This is a genomic window from Flagellatimonas centrodinii (assembly GCF_016918765.2).
GTDB classification, from domain to species: Bacteria; Pseudomonadota; Gammaproteobacteria; order Nevskiales; family Nevskiaceae; genus Polycyclovorans; species Polycyclovorans centrodinii.
Genome location: NZ_CP092104.1, coordinates 858,747 through 883,107, shown reverse-complemented (window position 1 = coordinate 883,107; position 24,361 = coordinate 858,747). Strand labels below are relative to the sequence as shown.

27 protein-coding genes are annotated in these 24,361 nt (G+C 68.0%); 19 read left to right on the top strand and 8 right to left on the bottom strand.

Going from position 1 to position 24,361, the window contains the following annotated elements:
* Window positions 1-19 precede the first annotated feature (19 nt).
* Window positions 20-709, top strand: a complete 690-nt coding sequence (locus JN531_RS04315; protein WP_228347626.1) for a glutathione S-transferase family protein — start codon at window positions 20-22, stop codon at window positions 707-709.
* Here JN531_RS04315 and JN531_RS04310 read toward each other — a convergent pair.
* Both JN531_RS04310 and JN531_RS04305 read right to left on the bottom strand, forming a co-directional pair.
* Window positions 706-2,046 (bottom strand): mechanosensitive ion channel family protein, encoded by a 1,341-nt coding sequence (locus tag JN531_RS04310; RefSeq protein WP_228347625.1) that lies wholly within the window; start codon window positions 2,044-2,046, stop codon window positions 706-708. The genes JN531_RS04315 and JN531_RS04310 overlap by 4 nt on opposite strands.
* A gap of 78 nt (window positions 2,047-2,124) precedes the next feature.
* On the bottom strand, window positions 2,125-2,949 hold the full coding sequence (locus JN531_RS04305) for an SDR family NAD(P)-dependent oxidoreductase (protein ID WP_228347624.1): 825 nt from the start codon (window positions 2,947-2,949) through the stop codon (window positions 2,125-2,127).
* A 63-nt stretch (window positions 2,950-3,012) separates the two neighbouring features.
* Here JN531_RS04305 and JN531_RS04300 point away from each other — a divergent pair, with 63 nt between their 5' ends.
* The 3 genes from JN531_RS04300 (at window position 3,013) to JN531_RS04290 (ending at window position 5,707) form a co-directional block, all read left to right on the top strand.
* Window positions 3,013-3,258 carry a DUF1653 domain-containing protein gene (locus tag JN531_RS04300; RefSeq protein WP_228347623.1) on the top strand — a complete coding sequence of 82 codons (246 nt, stop codon included), beginning with the start codon at window positions 3,013-3,015 and terminating at the stop codon, window positions 3,256-3,258.
* Window positions 3,259-3,341: 83 nt separating this feature from the next.
* Entirely contained in the window at window positions 3,342-4,169 is an 828-nt protein-coding gene (locus JN531_RS04295) for an alpha/beta fold hydrolase (protein WP_228347622.1), read from the top strand.
* Window positions 4,170-4,288: 119 nt separating this feature from the next.
* On the top strand, window positions 4,289-5,707 hold the full coding sequence (locus JN531_RS04290; protein WP_228347621.1) for an alpha/beta hydrolase domain-containing protein: 1,419 nt from the start codon (window positions 4,289-4,291) through the stop codon (window positions 5,705-5,707).
* 50 nt (window positions 5,708-5,757) lie between these two features.
* Here the strand turns inward: JN531_RS04290 and JN531_RS04285 are convergent, their stop codons facing one another.
* Window positions 5,758-6,261 (bottom strand): GNAT family N-acetyltransferase, encoded by a 504-nt coding sequence (locus JN531_RS04285; RefSeq protein WP_228347620.1) that lies wholly within the window; start codon window positions 6,259-6,261, stop codon window positions 5,758-5,760.
* Between the two features lie 112 nt (window positions 6,262-6,373).
* On the opposite strand from JN531_RS04285, the gene JN531_RS04280 reads away from it, so the two are divergent.
* The 4 genes from JN531_RS04280 to JN531_RS04265 are packed head-to-tail and all read left to right on the top strand — an operon-like array spanning window position 6,374 to window position 8,632.
* Complete coding sequence (locus tag JN531_RS04280; RefSeq protein WP_228347619.1) at window positions 6,374-6,796, top strand: PaaI family thioesterase; 423 nt, start codon at window positions 6,374-6,376, stop codon at window positions 6,794-6,796.
* Complete coding sequence (locus JN531_RS04275; protein WP_228347618.1) at window positions 6,793-7,287, top strand: cupin domain-containing protein; 495 nt, start codon at window positions 6,793-6,795, stop codon at window positions 7,285-7,287. The genes JN531_RS04280 and JN531_RS04275 overlap by 4 nt, the downstream gene beginning before the upstream one ends.
* Window positions 7,284-8,321 carry an aminotransferase class IV gene (locus JN531_RS04270; protein ID WP_228347617.1) on the top strand — a complete coding sequence of 346 codons (1,038 nt, stop codon included), beginning with the start codon at window positions 7,284-7,286 and terminating at the stop codon, window positions 8,319-8,321. Before JN531_RS04275 ends, JN531_RS04270 begins: the two co-directional genes overlap by 4 nt.
* Window positions 8,318-8,632: a DUF1330 domain-containing protein gene (locus JN531_RS04265; protein WP_228347616.1), complete on the top strand. Its 315-nt coding sequence runs from the start codon at window positions 8,318-8,320 to the stop codon at window positions 8,630-8,632. The genes JN531_RS04270 and JN531_RS04265 overlap by 4 nt, the downstream gene beginning before the upstream one ends.
* A 34-nt stretch (window positions 8,633-8,666) precedes the next feature.
* On the opposite strand, the gene JN531_RS04260 is transcribed toward JN531_RS04265, so the two are convergent.
* Genes JN531_RS04260 through JN531_RS04245 form a run of 4 tightly spaced genes read right to left on the bottom strand, consistent with a single transcriptional unit; the run spans window position 8,667 to window position 11,501 of the window.
* Window positions 8,667-9,272, bottom strand: a complete 606-nt coding sequence (locus JN531_RS04260) for a glutathione S-transferase family protein (protein ID WP_228347615.1) — start codon at window positions 9,270-9,272, stop codon at window positions 8,667-8,669.
* A gap of 41 nt (window positions 9,273-9,313) precedes the next feature.
* Complete coding sequence (locus JN531_RS04255; protein WP_228347614.1) at window positions 9,314-9,940, bottom strand: alpha-ketoglutarate-dependent dioxygenase AlkB family protein; 627 nt, start codon at window positions 9,938-9,940, stop codon at window positions 9,314-9,316.
* Window positions 9,927-10,925 carry an enoyl-CoA hydratase/isomerase family protein gene (locus JN531_RS04250; RefSeq protein WP_228347613.1) on the bottom strand — a complete coding sequence of 333 codons (999 nt, stop codon included), beginning with the start codon at window positions 10,923-10,925 and terminating at the stop codon, window positions 9,927-9,929. The genes JN531_RS04255 and JN531_RS04250 overlap by 14 nt, the downstream gene beginning before the upstream one ends.
* Window positions 10,926-10,958: 33 nt before the next feature.
* Window positions 10,959-11,501, bottom strand: a complete 543-nt coding sequence (locus JN531_RS04245) for a nuclear transport factor 2 family protein (protein WP_228347612.1) — start codon at window positions 11,499-11,501, stop codon at window positions 10,959-10,961.
* 114 nt (window positions 11,502-11,615) lie between these two features.
* Here JN531_RS04245 and JN531_RS04240 point away from each other — a divergent pair, with 114 nt between their 5' ends.
* From JN531_RS04240 to JN531_RS04225, 4 genes are all read left to right on the top strand, one after another.
* On the top strand, window positions 11,616-12,335 hold the full coding sequence (locus tag JN531_RS04240; protein ID WP_228347611.1) for a c-type cytochrome: 720 nt from the start codon (window positions 11,616-11,618) through the stop codon (window positions 12,333-12,335).
* Window positions 12,332-13,615: a cytochrome c gene (locus tag JN531_RS04235; protein WP_228347610.1), complete on the top strand. Its 1,284-nt coding sequence runs from the start codon at window positions 12,332-12,334 to the stop codon at window positions 13,613-13,615. The genes JN531_RS04240 and JN531_RS04235 overlap by 4 nt, the downstream gene beginning before the upstream one ends.
* 80 nt (window positions 13,616-13,695) lie before the next feature.
* Window positions 13,696-14,976, top strand: coding sequence for a S8 family peptidase (locus tag JN531_RS04230; RefSeq protein WP_228347609.1), 1,281 nt, complete (start codon window positions 13,696-13,698; stop codon window positions 14,974-14,976).
* Between the two features lie 155 nt (window positions 14,977-15,131).
* Window positions 15,132-16,991, top strand: coding sequence for an ABC transporter ATP-binding protein (locus JN531_RS04225; protein ID WP_228347608.1), 1,860 nt, complete (start codon window positions 15,132-15,134; stop codon window positions 16,989-16,991).
* Here the strand turns inward: JN531_RS04225 and JN531_RS17320 are convergent.
* Entirely contained in the window at window positions 16,988-17,122 is a 135-nt protein-coding gene (locus JN531_RS17320) for a hypothetical protein (RefSeq protein ID WP_275591477.1), read from the bottom strand. The genes JN531_RS04225 and JN531_RS17320 overlap by 4 nt on opposite strands.
* A gap of 124 nt (window positions 17,123-17,246) precedes the next feature.
* Here JN531_RS17320 and JN531_RS04220 point away from each other — a divergent pair, with 124 nt between their 5' ends.
* The 7 genes from JN531_RS04220 to JN531_RS04190 all read left to right on the top strand — a co-directional run bounded on the left by JN531_RS04220 (window position 17,247) and on the right by JN531_RS04190 (window position 24,305).
* A complete protein-coding gene (locus tag JN531_RS04220; protein ID WP_228347607.1) occupies window positions 17,247-18,275 on the top strand; it encodes a M14 family zinc carboxypeptidase in 1,029 nt (342 codons plus the stop codon).
* A complete protein-coding gene (locus JN531_RS04215) occupies window positions 18,272-19,033 on the top strand; it encodes an alpha/beta fold hydrolase (RefSeq protein WP_228347606.1) in 762 nt (253 codons plus the stop codon). Before JN531_RS04220 ends, JN531_RS04215 begins: the two co-directional genes overlap by 4 nt.
* A gap of 125 nt (window positions 19,034-19,158) precedes the next feature.
* Complete coding sequence (locus tag JN531_RS04210) at window positions 19,159-19,941, top strand: enoyl-CoA hydratase-related protein (protein ID WP_228347605.1); 783 nt, start codon at window positions 19,159-19,161, stop codon at window positions 19,939-19,941.
* Between the two features lie 2 nt (window positions 19,942-19,943).
* Window positions 19,944-20,603, top strand: a complete 660-nt coding sequence (locus tag JN531_RS04205) for a TetR/AcrR family transcriptional regulator (protein ID WP_228347604.1) — start codon at window positions 19,944-19,946, stop codon at window positions 20,601-20,603.
* Window positions 20,600-22,132 carry an acetyl-CoA carboxylase biotin carboxylase subunit gene (locus JN531_RS04200; protein ID WP_228347603.1) on the top strand — a complete coding sequence of 511 codons (1,533 nt, stop codon included), beginning with the start codon at window positions 20,600-20,602 and terminating at the stop codon, window positions 22,130-22,132. The genes JN531_RS04205 and JN531_RS04200 overlap by 4 nt, the downstream gene beginning before the upstream one ends.
* 53 nt (window positions 22,133-22,185) lie before the next feature.
* A complete protein-coding gene (locus JN531_RS04195) occupies window positions 22,186-22,683 on the top strand; it encodes an acyl-CoA carboxylase biotin carboxyl carrier protein subunit (protein WP_228347602.1) in 498 nt (165 codons plus the stop codon).
* 14 nt (window positions 22,684-22,697) lie between these two features.
* Window positions 22,698-24,305: an acyl-CoA carboxylase subunit beta gene (locus JN531_RS04190; protein ID WP_228347601.1), complete on the top strand. Its 1,608-nt coding sequence runs from the start codon at window positions 22,698-22,700 to the stop codon at window positions 24,303-24,305.
* Window positions 24,306-24,361 lie beyond the last annotated feature (56 nt).

Genomic DNA, 24,361 nt, shown 5'->3' with positions numbered 1-24,361 from the left:
CCCGTCACCGGAGCCGACCATGATCGACCTGTATACCGCCGCCACCCCCAATGGCTGGAAGGCCTCCATCATGCTCGAGGAGCTGGGCGTGCCCTATGCGGTGCACCCCATTTCGCTGTCGAAGGGCGAGCAGAAGGCACCGGACTACCTGGCACTGAATCCGAATGGCCGTATCCCCACCATCGTCGATCGCGATGAAGATGATCTGGCGGTATTCGAGTCAGGGGCGATTCTGGTGTATCTCGCCGAGAAGTTCGGCCGGTTGCTGCCGACCGACCGCGCCGGGCGTTCACGGGTGATGCAGTGGCTGATGTTCCAGATGGGCGGCATCGGACCGATGCAGGGCCAGGCCAATGTCTTTTTCCGCTACGCGCCGGAGAAGATTCCGTATGCCATCGAGCGCTACCAGAGCGAGACCAAGCGGCTCTATCGCGTGCTCGACACCCGGCTGGCCGACCATGAATACCTGTGTGATGACTACTCGATTGCCGACATCGCGCACTGGGCCTGGGTGTCCCTGCACTTCTGGGCTGGCGTCGACATCGATGACCTGCCGCATCTGCAGCGCTGGCTGGCGGCGGTGCGGGCCCGCCCGGCGGTGCAGCGGGGCATCGTCATTCCGCACCCGATCGATCTTGGTGGAGACGGAGAGGCCACCCGAAAGATGGCGCAGTCGATGTTGGTGACGGCAACCAAGCCGGCCGCCTAGGCGTCCGGCGCGGTGCCGGGCGGGTCTACCGGCTGCAGGCCGCTGGGCCCCTTGCCCACCGGGTTGCGCGGCAGCACGCGGACCTCGCGCTGCGGGAACGGGATCTCGATGCCGTGTTCGCGCAGGGTTTCGAAGATCATCAGCAACAGGTCGCCACCGACGCGGTTACGGCCATCGTCGATGCCTTCCATCCAGAACTCGACGAACATGTTGACCCCGGAATCGCCGAAGCTGTCGATCTCGCAGTCGGGCCGTTCCTCGATGGGAATGTGCTCGCCGGCAATCACCTGAGGGTGCTGCGCGACGGTCTCGCGGATCAGTTGGCACAACCGTCGGATGTCGGTGGCGTAGGCCACCGAAAAGTCGACCCGGTAGCGCTGTTTGCGGTCGCGGTGGGTCCAGTTGGTGAAGGGCTTGGTGATGAAGGTCTCGTTCGGCACCAGCACCGCCTTGCCCTCGAAGCCCTCCAGCGTGGTGTAACGCAGGGTCAACTCGCGGACATAGCCGTTCTGCCCCCCTTCGATTTCCACATAGTCGCCCACCGACAGCGAGCGGTCGAAGAGGATGATGATGCCGGAGATGAAGTTCGAGGCGATCGATTGCAGGCCGAATCCCAAACCCACCCCGAGGGCGCCACCGAAGACCGCCAAGGCCGTCAGGTTGATGCCCATCACCTGCAGCAACAGCAGCACCACCAGCAATGACAGGCCGATCTGGAACAGCTTGGCGAGGACCTCCCGGGTGCGGACATCAAGCCGTTCCTGACGCCGGATGGCGTTGAGTCCGGCGCGGTTGGCGGCCCACCCCAGCCACAGCAGCACGGTGCCGAACAGCAACACCCGCAAAACGCCGTTGACGGTGATGCGCAGGTTGCCGATCTCCATCGCCATCGATTCCAGCGTGGCGCTGATCGGCGCCAGCGCCCCGAGCAGGTGCAGCGACACCAAGGGCAGCACCACCACCCGGAGCAGCGGGCCGGCCAGACTGTCACGGGTCATGCGGCGAATGCAGCTCTCCAGCAGCCACAGCACCATCAGTATCAGCGCCACCCGCAGCAGCCAGTCGGCGCCCAGCACCATCTTCGACAGCGCGGCTGCCACCAGCACCAGCAGGGCCGACAGCGCCGGTCGCAACAGGCCTTCGAGGTGTTCCACCAGCTTGCGCAGGGCGGAACCCGGCTTGCCGAAATCGGCGATGCGTGCGGACAACAGCCAGCCCAGCAGCAGTGCGGCAATGGCAGCCACCGCCTGGACGTAGGTTTCTGGCGCGGCCAGCGCCGCTTCGGTGGCGCGAAAGCCGCGGGCGATCAGCGTGTCGAAGGTGCTGAGGTCGAACATCGAGGCGGTTCCGGTGGCGGGGTCATGTGCGCACAAGCCTGCGATGCGATGACGATGAAGTCCAGCGCCCGCCGCCGCTCATGACGCGGTGAGCCCGAAGCGACGAGCCAGGATACGGTCCTTCATCGCCACGGGCAGCCGGGCCAGGCGGGGCAGGCTGCGACTGCCGTTGCCGAGGGGAATGATGGCGCGGGGCCGGGCCGACAGCACTTCATCGACGAAGGCGGTGGCGAACGTGGCGGTGGGGGTGGCGTTCTCCTGCGAGGCGCCGGCCCGGCGTGCGATTCCCTCGGCAAAACGGGCGTACAGCTGCCAGGTGTGTTGTGCCGTCTGCCGTTTCGCGCCGTCGCCGAAGCCACTCTGGATGGCGCCGGGCTGGACCAGCAGCACCTCGATGCCGAACGGTTTGAGCTCCATCCGCATGGCGTCGTTGAGGGCGTGCAGCGCCGCCTTGCTGGCGCAGTAGGGGCCTGCGAACGGGGTGGTGAGAATGCCCGAGACGCTGCCGATGTTGACGATGCGACCACGGCCCCGACGCGCCATGCCCGGCACCACCGCCTGCACCATCGCCACCGGGGCGGTGACATTGGTTTCCCACTGTTGCCGCAGCGCGTCCAGGGGCAATTCGGCCAGCGGCCCCATCACCGGGATGCCGGCATTGTTGACCAGGATGTCGATGCCACCGTGGGCCGATTCCGCCGTCGCCACGGCAGCGGCCACGGAGTCGCTGTGGGTGACATCCAGTGCCATCGTGTGGATGCCCTGTTCGGCGAGCGGTGCCAGTGTGTCCGGTCGGCGCGCGGTGGCGACAGTGCGGCAACCGCGGGCATGGAAGGCCAGCGCCAAGGCGCGGCCGATACCACTGGAACAACCGGTAATGAGCACGACGGGGGAAGAACGCATGGGGGGCTCCACTGAAGGGACGCCGGTATAGTGCCGCAAGCTCACCACTGCCTGATGCCGTCCATGTCCGAAGATGCATTTCGTCCCGGGGTCTATCGCCATTACAAGGGCAATCACTACCTTGCCCTGGGCCTGGCCCGTGCCGATGAAAGCGATGAGGTCGTGGTGGTGTACACCCGCCTCTACCCGCGGGAAGGGCTTCCCATGAGTACCCGCCGGCTGGTCGACTGGCAGGCACTGGTGACCGCGGCCGACGGCAGCCTGCAGCCCCGGTTCCACTTTGTCGGGGCGCGAACGCCGGCGGGATGAACCTGGGCGGCGCGACAGCCGAATGCCCAACCCGAAGGTGGATTGCGTTGACGGAGCACGGGAGGCCGCCGACACTCCTTGTCATGAATAAGTCAAAATTCGTGCGCGACGGGGTGATGATCGCCTATCACGATTCCGCCCCCGACAACCGCGAAAAACCCGTGGTATTGCTGCTTCACGGCTTTCCCGACCGTGCCGAGATGTGGTCGGCGCAGGTGACTTTTCTCGTCGCGCGGGGATTCCGTGTGCTCGCCCCCGATCTTCGCGGATATGGTGACTCCGCCATCGCGCCCCGAACCGCCGACTATCACTGGTCGGAAGTGTTGGGCGATCTGCTCGGCCTGCTGGATCATCTCGGCGTCGCCCAGGCCGATGTGGTCGGACATGACTGGGGTGCGGCCATCGCCTGGCTGCTGGCGGGTCGGTATCCGGCACGCGTCAGACGATTGGTGGTGATCTCCGTGGGGCACCCGATGGCCTATGCACGTGCCGGTCTCGGCCAGAAGCTGCGGAGTTGGTACATCCTCTATTTCATGCTGGCAGGTCTCGCCGAGCGCCTGTTGCGACTGCCGTTCTTCCCCGGTTTCCGCAGCGTGTTCCGGTCGCACCCCGACGCCGACGAGGTGATGGCCCGGATGCGGGCGCCGGGGCGCTGGCGCGCTGCTCTGCGGCTGTACCGCGCCAATCTGCTGTCGATGCTGTTGGGGCAACACCCCAAGGCACGCGCCGATACGCTCGGCATCCACAGCCGCGACGACCGGTACCTGGTGGCGTCCCAGATGATCCGGTCCGAACGCTGGGTGCACGGCCGTTGGCGCTACGTAGGGCTGCCGGGCGGGCACTGGATTCCGCTGGAGCAGCCGGATGCCCTCAATGCCCTGCTTGCCGAGCATCTGGGCGTCGCCGGGTGACGCGTTCGGCTCGATGCCGGTCCGGCCGGGCTGCTGCGAACGGATGAAGCCCGGCGCCTGAGCCTGACCGATGCTGACCCTGTGGACCCGCGCCAGAACGCGGGCCGAAGGGAGACGCAATGGCACACGCATGGTGGCGGGGCGGCATGGCGGTGGTCCTGCTGGGGCTGTCGGCCTGTGGCGGCGATGGGCTGCAAGCCGATCTCGGCGGCACCACCGCTGCGGCCCGGGTGAGCGGCCCGATCGAGGGCGGCCTGCGTGGCCATGCGCTGTGGGATAGCTGGTTCCGGCTCGAAGACCTGGGCTACACCGAGGCCGAGTACTTCATCCGTGGCACTGCCACGTCCAAGGTCGACGGCAGCACCCAGCCCTACACCACGCGTTTCATCCTGCGACGCCCGCTGGACCCGGCCCGATTCAACGGCACTGTGGTGCTCGACTGGGTCAACGTCAGCGCCCAGTTCGAGAATGCGGTGGACACCCTCAACAGTCAGGCCTACTTCCTGCGTGAGGGGTACGCCTACGCGCATGTCAGCGTGCAGGCGGCGGGTCTCTGTTGCCTGCCGCTGCTCACCCCCAAGCTGTGGGACCCGGTTCGCTACGGGCCGCTGGATCACCCCGGCGATGACTTCGCGTTCAGCATGCTCAACCAGGTGGCGCGCGCGATTCGTGCCCCGGACGAGATCGATCCGATGGACGGGCTGCCGGTGCAGACCGTGCTGGCGGCCGGGCAGAGTCAGTCCGCCAACCAGTTGTTCGAGTTCGTGTCCGAAGGGCACATCGATCCACAGCAGATCGATGGCGTCCTCGTGCATTCCAGCATCGGTCGGGTGTTCACCGCGCCGCCACCGGTGCCGGTGCTGCATTTGCTCAGTGACTATGAGGCGCGCCCCGAAGGGCCCGCCACCGACACTAACGTGGTGCTCTGGGAAGTGGCGGGATCGGCGCACCAGGATTTTCATGTCGGCTACCAGCAGGTCTTCGGCCAGGGCCTGCGGGCCGAGGCTGACCTGCCACAACGGTCGGGCGAGGCCTATGCGCGACAGCTGGAGGTGGCCGGCAACTATGGCGAGCAGCCGCATCCCCTGCACGCCGCCTGCATCGTCGCCGGGGCCGCATTCCCAATGCGCTATGCGGTGAACGCGGCGTTTGATCATCTCAACCGTTGGGCCCGTGGCGGCGCTCGCCCGCCGGCGGCACCGCGCTACCAGTTCAACGAGGACGGCAGCCTCGCCGCCGATCGCTTCGGCAATGCGCTGGGCGGTATCCGCCTGCCGCCGGTGGTGGTGCCGGTGGCGCGGTATCGCAGCACGGTCTGCGGGCTCGGCGGCATCACGCTGCCGTTCACCTCCGCCGAGCTGGGGCAGGAATACGCCAGCCACGGGGATTATCTCTGTGCCTTGCGCGCCGCCACCGCACAGTCAGTGGCTGATGGCTTTCTGCTGCCGGCGGATGCCGATGACCTGATCGGACGGGCGGTCGCGGCCGCCAACCGCTTTGCTGCGTCCGGGCCGACCGACTGCCATCCGGACGGTTGAGGGCAGCCTGATGGATCGTCCGGCGGGCGGATGTCCGCCGCGGCCGAAGCTCAGGCCAGCGACTTGCGCATGCGGAAGCGCTGCAAGGTGACGCCGTTCCGGCCCACCCGTTCTTCGGCCTCGACCACAAAGCCCTGACGCAGGAAGAAGGGACGTGCCACCCGGCTCGCCTCGGTAAACAGCGCCGTCACCCCCTGCCTGCGCAGTCGCGCCTCGGCCGCGTCATACAGCCGTGCGGCCACGCCCCGACGCAACTGCGACGGGGCGGTGAACAGGAACTCGATGTAACCGTCATCGCGATAGCCGATGAAGCCGCCGAGGTCGTCGTCGGCTTCCGCCAGCAGCACCTGATCGGCCGCGAGTCGCTGCCGCCAGTGTTCGAGGTCCGGGGGGCGAGGCGCCCAGGCGGCACGCTGGGCGTCGTCGTAGTGATCGGCGGCGCCCTGGTGGACAGCGGCGGTGAACAGCGCCACCACCGCGGCGAGGTCGGTGTCTCGGTAGGCGCGGAGTGTCAGGCGGTCCCCGTGCGGCGTGCCGGTATCGGCTGTCGTCATCGGGCGGGCCCCGGATCGCGCATCTGTACCGGTGGTTGTCGATTCATCTGTGTCTGGAGGAGGGCGGATGAATGCAGTGGAATATGGCACACGCCCCGACCGGAGTTCTCCTATGGATGCCCCCACCCCTGACCCCGACCTCTTCGCCAAGGCCGGTCTGATCCGCCTGCTCGGGATTCAGCCGCAGCAGGTGGGTGACGGTCGAGCGATTGCCTCCTTCGAAGTGGGTGAGCCGCACACCCAGCATCATGGGTTCGTCCATGCGGGCGCCGTCGCCACGCTGGCCGACCATACCGCGGGCGCGGCCGCCAACGCCCTGCTGCCGCCGGGCAAGGCAGTGCTCACCGTGGAGTTCAAGGTGAATCTGCTGAAGCCGGTGACCGGCCCGCGAGTTACCGCCGAGGCGGAGGTGCTGCGCGCCGGCCGGCAGTTGCACGTGGTCGAGTCGCGGGTCTACGCCGGTGATCCCCGCGTGCTGGTGGCGGTGGCGCTGGTCACCCTGTCGGTGGTGGATACCCCCGCGGTGCGGCAATGAGCGTCTCGCCGGTGGTGTCGCTGGATGCGATCCCGTTGGTCCCGGTCGCCGCGCAGCGACCGCAGTTGCAACGGCGGGCGCTGACCCGGTCCGCCGGCGGGCAGGCCCTGGGCTGCAGTGCCTATGTGCTTGCACCGGGCGAAATGTCGTGGCCCTTTCACTATCACGCGGCCAATGAGGAGGCGCTGTTCATCCTCGCGGGTGAGGGCGAACTGCGACTCGGCGACGACCGCTGGCCACTGCGCGCTCGCGACTATGTGGCGCTGCCCGCCGGGCCGGCGCACGCCCATCAGTTGTGCAACACGGGGACGCTGCCGCTGGAGTATCTGTGCATGTCGACGATGGTGCCGGTGGACGTCACGGTCTACCCCGACAGTGACAAACTGGCGGTCTTCGCCGGCAGCGCACCCGGTGGTCATGCCGGCGCCCGTTTCATGGCCGGCAACTGGCGCCGTCGCGATGCGGTGGACTATTGGGAGGATGAAGCATGAATTCGCAGACCCTGCAGCCATTTGGCCAGCATCTGCTGTCGACGGTCTGGCATGCCGAGCATGACGGTCAGCGCTGGCATGCCGGCCGGCTGGCACCGCGCGAAGCGCTGCCGGTGACGGTGGCCGGCGGCACGGTGCATTACGGCCTGTCGGTGTTCGAGGGCCTCAAGGCCTATCGCGGCGCCAATGGCCGGCCCCATCTGTTCCGGCCGCGGGATCATGCTCGGCGCCTGCAGCAGAGTGCGCTGCGTCTGGCACTGCCGACGGTACCCGAGGCCCTGTTTCTCGAAGCCTGCGCCATGCTGTTGGCGGCGGTTGATGATGACTTGCCGCCGATGGGCGCCGGCGCGATCTATCTGCGGCCGACGCTCTATGCCAGCGATGAGGGTCTCGGCCTGCGGCCGGGTCGACGGCATGGCTTCACGGTGATCGCCAACCCCTGCATCGACCCCCCACGCAAGCAGCTGCGTCTCTGGGCCGAACCGGTGATGAGCCGCGCCGCCCCGGGCGGGTTGGGCGGCATCAAGGCCGCCGCCAATTACGCCGCCGGACTCGGCGGCCTGCTGGCCGCCCGTGACCGCGGCTATGACGACGTCCTGTGGCTGGATGCGCTCACCCACACCGCCCTGTGCGAAGCCGGCACCATGAACGTATTCGCCGAACTTGACGGTGTGCTGACCACGCCCCCGCTGGACGGCACCCTGCTGGCGGGCATCACCCGCGACACCGTGTTGGCGCTGGCCGCGCAACGCGGGCTGGCAACGGCCGAGGCGCCGATCACGCTGGCGGCACTGCGCGCCGCTTCTGCGGCCGGGCGGCTGGGCGCGATGTTCGGAACCGGGACGGCGTGTCGGCTGGTCGAGATTGTCGAGATCGGCACCGATCAAGGGCCGATCGTGCCGACCGCGGGTGACACCGTCGAGACGTTTTACCAGGCGCTCAAACAGGCGCAGGAAGCCGGGGACGAGGGCTGGAACTGGCCAGTACCGGCGTCCACTGTCGCCACCGCCGCCGTGGAGGCCGCCAGCGCATGAAAACCTATGTCGTCGCCGAGCTCACCGTGACCGATCCGTCCTGGGTCGGCGATTACCTGCGTGCGGTCACGCCGCTGGTCGAGGCGGCCGGTGGTCGCTATCTGGCACGGACGCCGCGGCTGGAGCGTCTGGAGGGTGACCGGCCGGCGCCGAATACGGCGGTCATTCTCGAGTTCCCGTCTCGCGACGCTGCACTGGCGTTCTATCACAGCGATGCCTATCAACCCTGGAAGGCGGCGCGGCTAAGCGGCTCGAATGGCGACTTCCTGCTGGTGGCAGGCGAGGACGTCGGCGCGTCGCCGCCGCGGTGACACGGCATCGACCCGACGCATATCGCAGGGCGGGTCACGCCCGCATGGGCGTGATTCCGGGCAGCGCGAACAGCCGCTGCAGCCAGACCTCAATGGCCGGGTAGCGGCCGAGGTCGAAGCCGCCTTCGTCGGCGACATGGGTGTAGGCGGCCAGCGCGATGTCGGCAATGGTCGGGGCGTCGCCAGTCAGCCACGGGGTGCGCGCCAGCTGCTGCTCCATCACGGTCAATGCCGCGTAACCGCGCACTCGGGTGGCCGTGATCTTCTCCGCCCACGCCTCGCCCTTGCCGAGGTATTTGATCCAGTACCGCACGGTGGCGATGCCCGGCTCGTGGCTGTACTGCTCGAAGAACAGCCATTCCAGGACACGGGCGCGCTGCCAGCGCTCGGTCGGCCACAGCGGGCTGCCCTCGGCGAGGTAGCAGAGCATGGCGTTGGACTCCGCAAGATAGCGACCGTCGACCTCCAGCAGCGGCACCTTGCCGTTGGGGTTCATCGCCAGGAATGCCGGCGTGCGCGAGCCGCCGTTGACGATGTCGATCTCGACCCAGTCGAAGGCGATGCCGAGGTGCTGCATCAATGCGGCGGGCTTCCAGCAGTTGCCGGAGCCACGCATACCGTAGAGGCGGATCGGATTCATCGGGCGACGTCCAGAGCTTGAGGATCGGGTGAGCCGGAATGTTATCGCCGGCGCGGCGTCACGTACCGGAAGGTGAGGTTGATCCGCTCACCGACGGGCAGGGTGGTTTTCGGGACCGCGTGCTGCCAGTGCTGCTGGGTGCTGCCGGCCATCACCAGCAGGCTGCCGTCGCTGAGCGCCAGGCGGTGGCGCAGTCCACGCTGTCGATGGCGCAGCAGGAAGCGGCGGGTCGCCCCCAGGGTGATCGAGGCAATCACCGGCGCCGGGCCGAGTTCCGGCTCGTTGTCGGCATGCCAGCCCATGCTGTCGCGGCCATCGCGATAGCAGTTGGCCAAGACGCTGTTGAAGGGCGTCCCGAGCACGGTCTGCAGCCGCTGTCGCAACGCGTTCAGGTCCGCGGTCCACGGCAGCGGTTGCTGGGTCCGGCCAGAGTAGGTGTAGACCGCATCCGGATCGCCCATCCAGCACAGCAGCCGCGGCTGCATCACCGGCTTGCCGAACAGCACGATCGGCTGGCGCTGCCAGGGCAGGGTGGTGCGCAGGGTGGCGAAGAGGGCGGTGCGGTCGGCGTCGGCAATGAAATCGGGGGTCAGCGTCAGCGTGGCATCCGGCAGCGCCAGGGCCCCCTGCGGTGGCTCGAACAGGGGGGCGGTCTCAGACGAGGGCATCCACCAGCCCCCATGCATGGGCGGTCGCGGCATCGACCCGCGCACCGCTCAACACCATCCAGGCGGTGCGCTGGCGACCGATGCGACGCGGGATGCTGACGCAGCCACCGGCGCCCGGGATCAGGCCGAACCGCAGTTCCGGTAGCTGGAACCAGGCGTTGTGGTTGGCCTCGACGCGATGGGCGAAGGCCGGGAATTCGATACCGGAGCCGACACAGGCGCCATGCAGGCGGGCGGCGACGCGTTCGGCGCAGGCGGCCAGCGCCCGACCGGGCAGCGCCAGACTGCGGACCAGGTGGGCGGTGGCGGGATCGGGTGCGGTGCCGAACTCGCTGAGGTCGCCGCCGGTGGAAAAGCAGGCCCCGCGGCCCGCAATGATGACCTGCTCGGCGCTGAGATCCAGGCGCACCAGATTCAGCGCCTCGATCAGGGCGTCACGCATCTCCCGTGACATGGCGTTGCGGTTGGAGGGACGGTTGAGCCACAGGGTCAGCCGCGGCCCATCGCGCTGGATATCCACTGCCGGTCCGGGGTCGTCGGGCTGCGCCGGCTCGGCGGCGCGGTTCACCGCCAGCCAGGCCTGGTATTCCGGGCCCGCCTGCAGGGTGGAGTAGGCCAGCGATTCGGCGAACAGGGCCGCGTCGAGTGGCAGGCCCTCGGTCGCCCGCAGCAACTGCACGAACACGGCCGCAGCGATGGGGGTGGTCGCGATGCGGTCGATCAGCGGTGCAGCCTCGGTCATCGACGCCACCACCACATCGCAGGCCTCGGCCAAGGGGCTGTGACGGTCCGGGTTGCCAAGGCCGATCACCGGGGCCGGCAGGGTGCGCAGGCCGTGCAGCCGTCGTGCATGGCGCGGACCACGCGGTCCGGGCGGCTGGGTCAGGTCGAGCAGGACACAGGGCTGGTCACTGAACAGCGACGGCGTCTCGCCGCTGTCGAGCAGCGCGTCCAGCATGGCGAGGGTGAGTGGGGCCAGGGGCATGTGCGCAGTCTAGCCAGCCCCGGCGTCTGTGGCTCAGCGCTGGCCGCGCCGAAACAGGTCGAAGAATCCGTACGACGGGTCGGCCGGACCCGGCCGGCCGATATGGGCGCCAGCCAGGAACGGGTGCTCGAGATCGATCGCGCTGGGGTCCGCCGGATAGGCCCAGTCGGCGACGATGGCGCGGTGGGCGAACTTCCATTCACCGTCACGTTTCTCGTACTTGTCGAAATAGCGCCCGCCGATGAGCACATCGAATTTCCGATCGTCGGCGATCACCTGGTGCATCGCCAGCAGATAGACCTCGCCCTCGGCACGGGTGCCGTCGAGCTTGAGATTCACGGTGGTGATGTTGTGGTGGAGGATCGCCATCGCTTTCTGGATTTCCGGCAGCTTGTCGATGAAGTCCATCGCCGGCCCCTTGGCGAAGTGACCGTGATCGTCGAGGGCATCGGGGTGATAGAGCGCCCGCATCTTGTCGTGATCATGGCGATCGGCCGCGTTGGCGTAGGCGTGGATCAGCTCGGTGATGGCCTGTTTGTCGAGCAGTTCGTCGATCAGCGCATCGCGGGTTTTCATCGGCAATCTCCAGGGGGCAGAGCGGAAACGTTAGCAAGGCGACATCGGGGTAACGCCGTCCGTCTGCAGGGGGTCATCGGTAGAATGGCGACCTTCTCAACCCGGGAGTCTCGTGTGCGCGGTCGACAGTGGATCTTCGCCGGCATGGGTCTGTTGCTGATGGCGCAGGCGTCGGCGCAGTCGCCGCAGCCCCCCCAGGCCCTCGACACGATGGCGCAGCGGGTCCAGCCCTGCACGGTCTGTCACGGGGCCGAGGGGCGGGCGTCCAACGAGGGGTACTTCCCAAGGATTGCCGGCAAGCCCGCGGGTTACCTGTTCCACCAGCTGCTGCACTTCCGTGACGGCTACCGCGACCATGTGCAGATGCGGTACCTGCTGGAGCGCCAACAGGATGACTATCTGAAGGCGATGGCCGCGTACTTCGCGGCGCTTGATCTGCCCTACCCACCACCGGCGGCCCCGCAGCGGTCGGTTGCCGATCGGGCACTGGGTGAGCGTCTGGTGCGTGATGGCGATGCCGACCGCGGGGTGCCCGCCTGCCAGGCCTGCCATGGCATGCGAATGACCGGCGTCGCGCCGGATATTCCCGGGCTGCTGGGGCTGCCCTACGACTACCTGGTGGCGCAGTTCGGGAACTGGCGCAGCGGCCTGCGTCGCACCCGGGCGCCCGATTGCATGGCGGCGCTGGCGCACCGCCTCACGGTATCGGAGGTGGCCGCCATCGCCGCCTGGCTGGCGGCGCAGCCGTTGCCGGACGATCCGCATCCGGCTGATCGTCTGCCTGGCCCGTTGCCGATGGACTGCGGCACCGTAGTCGCCGGAGACGGTTCATGAAGCGCGCGTTCTGGGGGTTGTTCGGGGTGGCGCTGGCAGGCGCGGCCCTGATGCTGTGGCTGGGGCTGCGACCACCGCCCGCACCGCCGCTGGACGCGCGTAGTCCGTTGTCGCTGACCGCTGACAGCGCGGTGGAGCGCGGGCGTTACCTGGCGACACTCGGCAACTGCCGCGCCTGCCATACCGCACCGCAGGGCGCCGACTACGCGGGCGGGCGTGCCATTCCCACGCCGTTCGGGACGTTCTACGCCCCCAACATCACGCCCGACCCGGTGGCCGGTATCGGCACCTGGAGCGCCGACGATTTCTGGCGCGCCCTGCACGATGGCCGCAGCGCCGACGGGACGCTGCTGTACCCGGTGTTTCCCTACACCAACTACACCCGCATGACACGCGATGACAGCGATGCCCTGTGGGCCTGGTTGCAGACCGTGCCGGCCGCGCCCGACCCGAACCGCGACCATGATCTGCGCTTCCCCTTCGACCAGCGCCTGCTGCTGGTGGGGTGGCGGGCGTTGTTTTTCCGCGCGGGCGTGTTCGAGGCCGACCCGGCGCAGGATGCGGTCTGGAACCGCGGCGCCTACCTGGTGCAGGGGCCCGGCCACTGCAGCGCCTGTCACGCCGCGCGGAATGCGCTGGGGGCGCCGTCTCCGGCGACACCGGCGGGCGGCCTGGTGTTGAACTGGTATGCGCCATCGCTGACCGCCCTGGCCGAGGCGGGTGTGCAGCATTGGTCGGCGGCGGACATCGTCACCGTGATGCGCGATGGCAAGGGGCCAACCGCCTCGACGCTGGGGCCGATGGCCGAGGTGGTGTTCGAGAGCCTGCAGCACTGGCGCGACGACGACCTTCAGGCGATGGCGCACTACCTGCGCCGTCTGCCACCGACGGTGGCGCCGGCCGATGGCGGCGGCGTGCGGGTACCGAACCGCGTGGTGCCGGAGATGCAGGCGCGCGGTGAAAACCTCTACCGTCAGCATTGTGCCGATTGCCATGGCGAGGGCGGGGAAGGCCGGACACCGGCGGCGCCTCCGCTGGCCGGCAACCGGGCAGTGCAGCTGGCATCGCCGGTCAATGCGGTACGGGTGGTGCTGCATGGAGGGTATCCACCGGGCACTGCCGGTAACCCGCAGCCGTTCGGCATGCCGCCCTATGGGTTCCAGTTCAGTGACCAGGAGGTGGCCGACGTCCTGACCTTCGTGCGCGGTGCCTGGGGCAATGCCGCGGCGCCGGTGTCGCCGGAAGACGTGCGCCGCCTGCGGGGTTCGCCGCTGTGGTGATCTGCGATGCCTGTCACAAGCTTGACGGGGAATCGGGCTAATATCCTGAAATCTGAGTCAGCTTTTCGGGGAGCGTCACCATGCTGGTCCATGTCCGCAATGCCGCCGCGATGGCGGCGATCATCGTGCTCGCCGCCTGTGGCGGCGGTACCGCGCCGGCGCCGCAGGGCGCTGCACCGGAACTCTCCGATGGGGCTGACTCGCCGGTCATCGCCCGCCGTGAGATTCCCGGCCAGTACATTGTGGTGATGGACGACGCCCTGGTCCCGCTGGTGCCGCGGCTGGTTGACCTGATCACCGGGGCGGCGGTCGAGCTGCTGGGCTGGCTGCCGATCATTCAGGGCGCGGTGGTGCGGATGGATGCGGCCACCGCCGAATGGCTGGCGCGCCAGTCGGGCGTGGCCTATGTCGAGCCGGACCAGTGGATGCAGGCGAGCGCAGTCCAGGTCGGTCCGACCTGGGGGCTGGACCGGGTCGACCAGCGCCCGCTGCCGCTTGACGGCCAGTTCCGCTACCCGGACGCCGCCGGTGCCGGCAGCCATGTGTACATCATTGATACCGGCCTTCGCAGCAGCCATGCCGAATTCAGCGGACGCGTCGGCGGTGGCCGCAATTTCGTCGCCACCAGCGGCGGTCTCGCGCTGCCGATTCCGCTGTTGGGCGATCTGGCCGGCGGCTTGCTGGGCGGGCTTCTCGGCGGCGGTGCCAGCGCCGACCCCGCCGATTTCGAAGACTGCAACGGCCACGGTACCCACGTCGCCGGCACCGCGGTCGGGACCACCTACGGCATCGCCAAGGGCGCCCGGGTCTACGGTGTGCGGGTGCTCGATTGCCGCGGCAGCGGCGCGACCTCGGGCGTGATCGCCGGCATGCAGTGGGTGGCGGACAACCACATCAAACCGGCTGTGGCCAACCTCAGCCTCGGCGGCGGTGCTTCGACCGCGCTGGATGATGCGGTGCGTGCGGCGGTTGCCGCCGGCGTCACGGTGGTGGTGGCGGCAGGCAACGACAACACCAACGCCTGCAACGGCTCGCCGAATCGGGTGGCGGAAGCCATCACCGTCGGCGCCAGCACGCGCGAAGACCAGCGCAGCAGCTTCTCCAACACCGGCGCCTGCGTCGACCTGTTCGCGCCGGGCTCCGCCATCACCAGTGCCTGGCACACCGGCGACACCCAGACCCAGCGGCTTGACGGCACCTCGATGGCGTCCCCGCATGTGGCCGGTGCGGCGGCGGTGATCGCGGCGGCCGGCGGCACGCCGGGTGATGTCACGTCGGCGCTGCTGGACGCGGCCACCGTCGGTATCCTGTCGGGCATTGGCAACGGGTCGCCGAACCGCCTGTTGTACGTCCAGCCCTGAGAGGGTAGACCGCGCCCGCATCCGCCGGGCGTGGTTCGAACCGCTTCCGCATCGCGTGCGGCCGCCCGGCGACGTGCCGGCGGCCGTCAACGGATGCCACGCGACCGCTGACGTGCAACGGCCTGCCCCCCGATCGCCGTCATTGCCGAGCGCGCATGTTCCGTTTCTTCGAAAGCCGTATCCCGCCGTTTCCGGCTGACCTGCCGACCCAGCCGCCGACCGGCCTGCTGGCCTTCCTGCTGCACTACTCCCGCCCGTTGCTGCCCTGGTTGGTGGTGATGTCCTTGCTGACGGCGCTGATCTCGGTGATGGAAATCACCTTTTTCAGCTTCCTCGGCACGCTGGTGGACTGGCTGGCGGCGGCGGACCGCGACGCCTTCTTTGCCGAGTACCGCACCCGCCTGATCGCCATGGGTCTGTTGATCCTGCCGGGGTATCCGCTGGTGGTGCTGCTGCAATCGCTGTTGACGCACCAGACCCTGTTCGGCAACTACCCGATGCGCATCCGCTGGCTGTCCCACCGCTGGTTGCTGGGGCAGAGCCTGTCGTTCTTCCAGGACGAGTTTGCCGGGCGGGTGTCGCAGAAGGTGATGCAGACGGCCCTGGCGATCCGCGAGTCGGTGCTCAAAGTGCTCGATGTCTTCGTCTATGTCGGCGTTTACTTCGGCGGCGCGGTGGTGCTGATGGGGCAGGCCGATGTGCGGATGATGCTGCCCCTGGCCGGCTGGCTGCTGGGCTATCTGGCGCTGCTGTTCCACTTCGTGCCGCGGATGCGCGCGGTATCGATGGCCCAGGCGGATGCCCGAGCGCAAATGACCGGTCGGATCGTCGACAGCTATACCAACATCCAGACGCTCAAGCTGTTCGCGCACACCCACCGCGAGCAGGATTACGCGCGCGAGGCGATGGGCGGATTCATGCAGACCGTCTACCGGCAGATGCGGCTGGTGACCGGGTTGACCGTGTCGTTGCAGACGCTCAACGCCAGCCTGCTGGTCAGCACCGGTGCGGTGGCCATCTGGGCCTGGCACAGTGCGGCGATGTCGCTGGGCGCCATCGCCGTGGCCGTCGGGTTGGTCATGCGGATCCGCGGCATGTCCGACTGGATCCTGTGGGAGGTCGCCAGCCTGTTCGAGAACATCGGCACGGTGCAGGACGGCATCAACACCCTGGCCTTGCCGCATACGGTCACCGACGTGGCGGCGGCGCCGGCGCTGCTGGTGCCGAAGGGCGAGATCCACTTCGACCGGGTCGGCTTCCACTACGGCCAGGGCAGTGGCGTCATCGACGATCTGTCGTTGCGGATTCAGCCCGGTGAAAAGGTGGGCTTGGTCGGTCGTTCGGGCGCCGGCAAGTCCACCCTGGTGAACCTGCTGCTGCGATTCTTCGATGTTGAACAGGGCCGCATTCTCATCGACGGGCAGGACATTGCCCGGGTCGGACAGGAATCGCTGCGCCAGCAGATCGGCATGGTCACCCAGGACACCTCACTGCTGCACCGCTCGATTGCCGACAACATCCGCTATGGCCGGCCGGACGCCAGCGATGCCGAGGTGCGGGAGGCGGCCCGGCGGGCGCATGCCGACGGGTTCATCGCCGCGCTCACCGATGTACACGGGCACCGGGGGCTGGACGCCCAGGTCGGCGAGCGCGGCGTCAAGCTGTCGGGCGGCCAGCGACAGCGCATCGCCATCGCACGGGTGTTGCTGAAGAATGCGCCGATCCTGGTGCTCGACGAGGCCACCTCAGCGCTGGACTCCGAGGTGGAGGCCGCGATTCAGGAGCAGCTCGACACCCTGATGGAAGGCAAGACGGTGATCGCCATCGCCCATCGGCTGTCGACCATCGCGGCGATGGACCGGCTGGTGGTCCTCGACGGAGGCCGCGTGGTGGAAAGCGGCGGGCACGACGAACTGCTGCGGCAGAACGGCCTGTATGCGGCGCTGTGGCGCCGACAGTCCGGCGGCTTTCTCGGCGGCTCTACCGACGTCGAGCCGCAGCCGGCGTCGGATTAGGCCTCGGCCAGTGCGCTGCGGACGCGGGCACGCGAGCGCCGCAGGGCGACGATTTCCATCACCCCCAGCAGCAGCAGGCCACCGACGACCTTGGGCGGGTAGGCTTTGAACGCTTGGCGAACATCACGCATGGCGGGCTCCGGGCATCGCATCGGATCGGGAGCGTGGACCGTATCAACGGTCGATGACGGTCCGGTGTCAACAATGTGACATTGGCCTGCCGTACCCTGCGCGCCGACCTTCGGAAATTGCCCCGTGACCGCCACCCCACCCCTCCCCGAACTCGCGGAACTGCAGACGCTGATCGACCTCGGACGGCCATACCTCGATGTCGACACGGTCGGCGAGGTCGCGGTCGGCAGCCGCCGTTTTCCGCTGCAGGTATTGACGCTCGGCAACCCGGATCCGGCCGTGCCGGCGGTGGGCTTCTTCGGCGGTGTCCATGGGCTGGAGCGGATCGGCTCCGAGGTGGTGATCGCCTATCTGCATTCGCTGGTGATGCGGCTGGCCTGGGACACGGTGCTGCATGACCAGCTGCAGCGGGTGCGGCTGGTGTTCATGCCGCGGGTCAATCCCGGTGGCCTGTGGCTGGGCACCCGCGCCAATCCGGGTGGTGTCGACCTGATGCGCAATGGACCGGTGGAGGCCCGCGAGCCGGTGCCGTTCATGGTGGGGGGGCAGCGCCTGAGTCGCGAGTTGCCCTGGTATCGCGGTCCGGCAGGCGCACCGATGGAAGTTGAGAGCGCGGCCCTGTGCGCGGTGGTGGAGCGGGAACTGCTGGGGCGCCCGTTCAGTCTGGCGCTGGACTGTCACTCCGGCTTCGGCATGCACGACCGCCTGTGGTTTCCCTATGCCCACACGGTGACGCCGATCGAGCACCTGCCGGAGGTGCATGCGCTGCGGACCATCTTCGAGCAGGCGCACGTCCACCACCGCTATGTGTTCGAGCCGCAGAGCCGCCAGTACCTGACCCATGGCGACCTGTGGGATCACCTCTATCAGCAGGCACAGGCGCGCGGCCCTGAGGTGTTCCTGCCGCTGACCCTGGAGATGGGGTCGTGGCTGTGGATCAAGAAGAATCCGCGCCAGTTGTTCTCGCGCATGGGCATCTTCAATCCGCTGATCCGCCATCGCCAGCACCGGGTGATGCGGCGGCAACTGGCGCTGCTGCAGTTCTTCACCCATGCCGCCGCCAGCCATGCGCGCTGGTTGCCGGTCGGCGCTGCGCGCGAGCGTCACCATCGCGAAGCCCTGGCGCGCTGGTACTCGGATGCACAGGCATGAATGGCCGTACGCCGTGGATCCTGCTGCGCGGCCTGATGCGGGACCAACGCCATTGGGGTGCGTTCCCGCAACAGCTGGTCGCGGCGGTACCGGCGGCGCGGGTGGTGCCGATCGACCTGCCCGGCAACGGCGCCCTGCACGCCATGCGCAGTCCCGACACGGTCGAGGCGATGGCGGACCATGTGCGCGCCCAGCTCTGGCGTCAGGGGCTGCGCCCGCCGTATCACCTGCTCGCCATGTCCCTGGGGGCGATGGTGAGCGTGGCCTGGGCGCAGCGTCATCCTGCCGAGGTGGCGGCGGCGGTGCTGATCAATATCAGCCTGCGGCCCTACAGCCGCTTCCATGAACGGCTGCAGCCGGTCGCCTGGCCGACCCTGCTGCGGCTGGCCCTGGGGGCCCCATCGCCGGCCGCCGTGGAAGCGGCGATCCTGCGCTTGACCACCCGCAACCCGGCGGCCGCCGAGGTCTTGCCGGACTGGATCGCCTGGCGCCAGCGGCACCCGGTGCGTCGCGGCAACGCCTTGCGACAGTTGTGGGCCGCCGCCCGCTTTCGCGCGGCCGAGGCGCCACCGGCGCCGCCGATGCTGTTGCTGAATGGCGCCGCAGACCGGTTGGTCAGCCCGCGCTGCTCGGCGCGGCTGGCCGCGGCCTGGGGCGTGCCGCTGCGCGTGCATCCGGATGCCGGTCACGATCTGCCACTCGACGACGGGGCCTGGGTGGCGGCAGAGGTCGCCGACTGGCTGGCGGACCGCCACTGACGGTGATGCCGGGCGCTCCACGACCGGGGCGCGCCCTGCCATTCGAGCGGCATCCTCTAAATGGGTGAGTCATCCTCACCAGCTTTCCGCCAAGCTGCGATCCTCAGGTTTCGGGGGAGTGCGGGATGTCGGACGAGGTGCAGGTCGAACGCCGCGGCGCGGTGCAGTGGATCACCATCAACCGCGAGGCGCGCCGCAACGCGCTGAACGAGGACGTGGTGCGGCGCATCGATGCCGGGATCGTTGCCGCCATGGCCGACGGCGACTGCCGCGCCATCGTCCTCACCGGTGCCGGCGACAAGGCGTTCTGTGCCGGCGCCGACCTGGCCAAGGGCACCCAGGGCTTCGCCTTTGCCGTCGACTTTGCCCGTCCCCAGCATTACATCGTCGAGCTTTTCAAGCGGCTGGAGGCCTGCACCCTGCCGGTGATCGCGCGCGTCAACGGCCATGTCATGGCCGGCGGTTTCGGCCTGTTGTGCGCCTGCGATCTGGCCGTCGCTGCGGATGACATCCGCATCGGCACCACCGAGGCCAAGATCGGCGTGACGCCGATGATGATCCTGCCCTACATGCTGCGGCTGCTGCCGCCACGCCGGCTGCAGGAAATGTGCATCACCGGCGAGCAGTTCAGCGCCGCCGAGGCGCTGGAGTGGGGGGTGATGAACTACGTGGTACCGCGTGCCGAACTCGATGCCAAGGTCGACTGGCTGCTGGCGCGCATCACCGACAAGTCGCCTACCGCATTGCGGCTCGGCAAGCAGGCCTTTCATGCCATGCGCGACATGGCACTCAACGAGGCGCTGGAATACGCCAAGGTGATGGTGCCGGTGATGTCCAGCACCGAAGACGCGAAAGAGGGAATGGCGGCGTTCCAGGAAAAGCGGCCGGCCAAGTTCAGCGGCAATTGAACATGACGGCCCGCAAGCATGCGCCACGGATGGGGCGCGAGGAGCGCACCGACCGGATTCTCGAGGCTGCTCGCGATCTGTTTCGCGAGAAGGGCTTCGATGCCGTCTCGATGTGCGAGATCGCCGGCCGTGTCGGCGTTGTCGAGGGGCTGCTCTACAAGTATTTCGCCACCAAGCGTGCCCTGCTGCTGGCAGTGTTGGCGCACTGGTACGAAGACCTGTTTGGTGACTACGCCCGCGAGCTGGCGGGCCTCACCCGGCATCGCGATCGTCTGCACCGGCTGGTGTGGCGCCACCTGCGGGCGGTGCGCGATGACCCACGTCTGTGTCGGCTGATGTTTCGCGAGGTGCAGTCGGAACGCGATTACCACGGCACCGAGCTGCATGTGCTGAACCGTCGCTACACCCAGTTGCTGCTTGATGTGGTCACTGCGGGTGTGGCTGCGGGCGAGTTCCGTGCCGACATCCCGCCGACCCTGCTGCGGTCGATGATTTACGGCGGCATCGAGCATCACTGCTGGCATTACATCCACGGCCGCGGTCGCTTCGACATCGACCAGCTTGCCACCCAGATCACCGCCGTGCTGTGCGAAGGGCTGGCACCTGCGGCTGCCTCCGTTCGCAAACCGCGGCTCGTCCGCACCACCGGAACCGTCTCATGAGCCGATCCTTGCCTGATCCTGCCCGCTGGCCCTTCGATACCGTTCTGGTCGCCAACCGCGGTGAGATCGCGGTGCGCGTGCTGCGCACCGTGCAGGCCCTGGGCCTCAAGGGCGTGGTGGTGTTTCACGCCGCCGATCGCGGCACGTTGGCGGTGCAGATGGCCGATGTCGCCATCGAGATCACCGGCAGCACACCGGTGGCGGCCTACCTCGACGCGGACCAGATTCTGGCGGCGGCCAAGGCCAGTGGCGCCGGCGCCATCCATCCCGGGTATGGCTTCCTGTCGGAGAACAAGGGCTTCTGCGAAGCGGTGGAAGCCGCCGGCCTGCGGTTCATTGGCCCGACTGCGGCGCAGATCGACCTGATGGGCGACAAGGTGCGGGCGCGCAATGCGGTGGAGAAAGGCGGCTTTCCGGTGGCGCCGTCGGCGATCGAGGACGATGACCCGGCCACCTTCGTCGAGCGTGCCCGCGCCGTCGGCGCACCCCTGTTGATCAAGCCCAGTGCCGGCGGTGGTGGCAAGGGCATGCGCATCGTCCGCGATCTGTCGCTGCTGGAATCCGAAATCGAGCGTGCGCGCTCCGAAGGCCAGCGCTATTTCGGTGACGGGCGTCTCTATGCCGAGCGCTACATCGAGAACCCGCGCCATATCGAAGTGCAGATTCTCGGCGACGGTCAGGGTGGCGTGGTGCACGTGTTCGAGCGCGAGTGTTCGGTGCAGCGACGCTTCCAGAAGATCGTCGAGGAAACCCCGTCGCCGGCGCTGGACGATGCCAAGCGCCATGACATCTGCGACACCGCGGCCGGCATCGCCCGTGCTATCGATTACCGCAACGCCGGTACCGTGGAGTTCATCTTTGGCCAAGGGGGGGGCGCCGGCGCCGACGCCGGCAAGACAGCGTTTTACTTCCTGGAAATGAACACCCGCCTGCAGGTGGAGCATCCGGTCACCGAGGAGATCACCGGCATCGACCTGGTTGCCGAACAGTTGCGCATCGCCGCCGGCGAAGCCCTGGGTTACGACCAGACCGCGGTGCAGGCACAGGGTCATGCCATCGAGTTCCGCATCTACGCCGAGGATGCCGCGCGCGGCTACACCCCCACCACCGGCCCGGTGCTGGTGCTGCAACCGCCGGAGGGCGAGGGCGTGCGCTGGGACAGCGGCATCGTTCAGGGCGGCGAAGTCACCGCCGCCTTCGACCCGATGATCGCCAAGCTGATCATCCGCGGCGACAACCGCGAACAGGCGATCGCCCGCGCCGACCGCGCCCTGCGCGACACGGTGCTGCTGGGCTGCAAGACCAACACCGCGTTTCTGCGGCGGCTGATTGCGCACCCGGCCTTCATCAGCGGCGACGTGCACACCGGGTTTCTCGATGCCAACCCGCAGATTGCTGCCGAACCCGAGTTGCCCGTCGCCACCCTGCAGGCGCTACTCGCCACCGCGGCGCTCAGCACCCGGCCGATGCGCGATATCGCCGACGCCATACCCGATCTGCATGCCGCCATCGGCGGCTGGACCAACTGACCGGCCTGAGACGGTCATCCCGAGCATCGCGAAGGATCTCGAAAGGAACACCCATGCAACACGCCTTCAAACTCGGCGACAGCGAGCACAGCCTGGCGCTGTCGCGCAGCGGCAGCGGCTATCGGCTGCACGTCGACGGCCAGACGCTGGACATCGACCTGCGTCAGGGTGCCGACCGCAGCACCTGGCTGACCCTGGGCAAGCGCCACCTGCCAGTGGTCATCGCCAGCCGCGGCGACGACGTCTTCATCCATCTCGATGGCGAGGCCTACCAACTGCGCTATCAGCATCCGCTGGATCGCCTGGCGGCCCAGGCTGGCGGCGCCGCCGACGACCAGATGCTGGCGCCGATGCCGGGCAGCATCGTCAGTGTCGCGGTCGCTGCCGGTGACACCGTGGCCAAGGGCCAGACCCTGCTGGTGATGGAGAGCATGAAGATGGAAACCACCCTGGCCGCGCCCCGCGATGGCGTGATCGCCGAGATCAGCTTCGCGCCGGGCCAGACCTTCGACCGCGATGCGGTACTCATTGCCTTCGAACCGCAGGCCTGAGACCGGGAACCGCCATGAAACGTATCGACTCCAGACTCAACACCGCCAGCGCCGAGTTCCAGGCCAATGCCGCCCACAACCGCCAGTTGGCGGCCGACTTTCGCGAAAAGCAGCGTGCCGTGCGCGACGACCGGCCGCAACGCGACATCGACCGCCTGCGCAAACAGGACAAGCTGCTGGTACGGGAGCGCCTGAAGCTGCTGCTGGACCCCGGCACACCGTTCCTTGAGTTCTCCTCTCTGGCCGCCAATGAGGCCTACGGCGGCGACGTGCCGGGCGCCGCCTGTGTTACCGGCATCGGTATCGTCAGCGGCCGCGAAGTGGTCATCAACGCCGGCGATGCCTCGGTGAAGGGCGGTGCCTGGTATCCGTTGACGGTGAAGAAAACCGTGCGCGCGCTCGACATCGCCATCGAGAACCGCCTGCCGGTGGTCCACCTGTGCGATTCCGCTGGCGGCTTTTTGCCGCTGCAGGCCGACCTGTTCGCCGACAAGTACATGGCCGGCCGCATCTTCCGCAATCAATGCATGTTGTCGAAGATGGGCGTGCAGCAGGTGTCGGTGGTGCTGGGGCACTGCACCGCCGGCGGCGCCTATGTGCCGGGGCTGTCGGACTACAACGTCATCGTCCGCGGCACCGGCGCCATCTTCCTCGCCGGCCCGCCGCTGGTGAAGGCGGCCACCGGCGAGGAAGTCAGCGTCGACGAGCTGGGCGGCTGCGACATGCACACCAGCGTATCGGGGACGGCCGACTATCCGGCCGGCTCGGAAGAAGAGGCCATCGCCATCGCCCGCGACATCGTGGCGCAGTTCAAGCGGCCGCAGAAGGCCCATGTCGAATGGCAGCCGCCAGAGGAACCACATTACCCGGCGGACGACCTCTACGGCATCCTGCCGCGCGACATCAAGCAGGGCTTCGACATGCATGAAGTCATTGCCCGCCTGGTCGACGGTTCCCGTTTCCACGAGTACCAGCCGAATTACGGCAAGACCCTGATCTGCGGCTATGCCCACTTGTGGGGGTACAAGATCGGCATCCTCGCCAACAACGGGGTGCTGTTCAACGACAGCGCGCTCAAGGGCGCGCACTTCATCGAACTGTGCAACCAGGCGCGGACACCCATCGTCTTCCTGCAGAACATCACCGGCTTCATGGTCGGCAAGGAATACGAACGCCGCGGCATCACCAAGGACGGCGCCAAGATGATCATGGCGGTGTCCAATTGCGAAGTGCCCAAGTTCACCGTCATGTGCCACGGCTCCTTCGGTGCCGGCAACTACGGCATGAGCGGCCGCGCCTTCGATTCGCGCTTCCTGTTCTCGTGGCCGCACTCGCAGACCTCGGTGATGGGGGCCGAGCAGGCCGCGAACACGCTGGCGGACGTCAAGGTCCGGCAGCTCGCCAAGCAGGGCAAGCAGCTCAGCCAGGCCGACATCGACGCCATCCGCGACCCGGTGCTGGGCGAGTTCAAGCGCAAGCAGAGCGCGTATTACACGACCTCCGAAATCTGGGACGACGGCATGCTCGACCCGGTGGACACCCGCAATGCCCTGGGCATGTCGATCTCGGCGGCGCTCAACACGCCGATCGGCGATCCGCGCTACGGGGTGTTCCGGATGTAGTGGCCGACTCGGCTGAACGGGTGACGTTCGCCGTGGCCACCGGCTTACACTGCGCC

Coding starts and splice junctions, on each gene's coding strand:
- JN531_RS04315 (WP_228347626.1), top strand. CDS start 20: ATGATCGACCTGTATACCGCCGCCACCCCCAATGGCTGGAAGGCCTCC.
- JN531_RS04310 (WP_228347625.1), bottom strand. CDS start 2,046: ATGTTCGACCTCAGCACCTTCGACACGCTGATCGCCCGCGGCTTTCGC.
- JN531_RS04305 (WP_228347624.1), bottom strand. CDS start 2,949: ATGCGTTCTTCCCCCGTCGTGCTCATTACCGGTTGTTCCAGTGGTATC.
- JN531_RS04300 (WP_228347623.1), top strand. CDS start 3,013: ATGTCCGAAGATGCATTTCGTCCCGGGGTCTATCGCCATTACAAGGGC.
- JN531_RS04295 (WP_228347622.1), top strand. CDS start 3,342: ATGAATAAGTCAAAATTCGTGCGCGACGGGGTGATGATCGCCTATCAC.
- JN531_RS04290 (WP_228347621.1), top strand. CDS start 4,289: ATGGCACACGCATGGTGGCGGGGCGGCATGGCGGTGGTCCTGCTGGGG.
- JN531_RS04285 (WP_228347620.1), bottom strand. CDS start 6,261: ATGACGACAGCCGATACCGGCACGCCGCACGGGGACCGCCTGACACTC.
- JN531_RS04280 (WP_228347619.1), top strand. CDS start 6,374: ATGGATGCCCCCACCCCTGACCCCGACCTCTTCGCCAAGGCCGGTCTG.
- JN531_RS04275 (WP_228347618.1), top strand. CDS start 6,793: ATGAGCGTCTCGCCGGTGGTGTCGCTGGATGCGATCCCGTTGGTCCCG.
- JN531_RS04270 (WP_228347617.1), top strand. CDS start 7,284: ATGAATTCGCAGACCCTGCAGCCATTTGGCCAGCATCTGCTGTCGACG.
- JN531_RS04265 (WP_228347616.1), top strand. CDS start 8,318: ATGAAAACCTATGTCGTCGCCGAGCTCACCGTGACCGATCCGTCCTGG.
- JN531_RS04260 (WP_228347615.1), bottom strand. CDS start 9,272: ATGAATCCGATCCGCCTCTACGGTATGCGTGGCTCCGGCAACTGCTGG.
- JN531_RS04255 (WP_228347614.1), bottom strand. CDS start 9,940: ATGCCCTCGTCTGAGACCGCCCCCCTGTTCGAGCCACCGCAGGGGGCC.
- JN531_RS04250 (WP_228347613.1), bottom strand. CDS start 10,925: ATGCCCCTGGCCCCACTCACCCTCGCCATGCTGGACGCGCTGCTCGAC.
- JN531_RS04245 (WP_228347612.1), bottom strand. CDS start 11,501: ATGAAAACCCGCGATGCGCTGATCGACGAACTGCTCGACAAACAGGCC.
- JN531_RS04235 (WP_228347610.1), top strand. CDS start 12,332: ATGAAGCGCGCGTTCTGGGGGTTGTTCGGGGTGGCGCTGGCAGGCGCG.
- JN531_RS04230 (WP_228347609.1), top strand. CDS start 13,696: ATGCTGGTCCATGTCCGCAATGCCGCCGCGATGGCGGCGATCATCGTG.
- JN531_RS04225 (WP_228347608.1), top strand. CDS start 15,132: ATGTTCCGTTTCTTCGAAAGCCGTATCCCGCCGTTTCCGGCTGACCTG.
- JN531_RS17320 (WP_275591477.1), bottom strand. CDS start 17,122: ATGCGTGATGTTCGCCAAGCGTTCAAAGCCTACCCGCCCAAGGTCGTC.
- JN531_RS04215 (WP_228347606.1), top strand. CDS start 18,272: ATGAATGGCCGTACGCCGTGGATCCTGCTGCGCGGCCTGATGCGGGAC.
- JN531_RS04210 (WP_228347605.1), top strand. CDS start 19,159: ATGTCGGACGAGGTGCAGGTCGAACGCCGCGGCGCGGTGCAGTGGATC.
- JN531_RS04205 (WP_228347604.1), top strand. CDS start 19,944: ATGACGGCCCGCAAGCATGCGCCACGGATGGGGCGCGAGGAGCGCACC.
- JN531_RS04200 (WP_228347603.1), top strand. CDS start 20,600: ATGAGCCGATCCTTGCCTGATCCTGCCCGCTGGCCCTTCGATACCGTT.
- JN531_RS04195 (WP_228347602.1), top strand. CDS start 22,186: ATGCAACACGCCTTCAAACTCGGCGACAGCGAGCACAGCCTGGCGCTG.
- JN531_RS04190 (WP_228347601.1), top strand. CDS start 22,698: ATGAAACGTATCGACTCCAGACTCAACACCGCCAGCGCCGAGTTCCAG.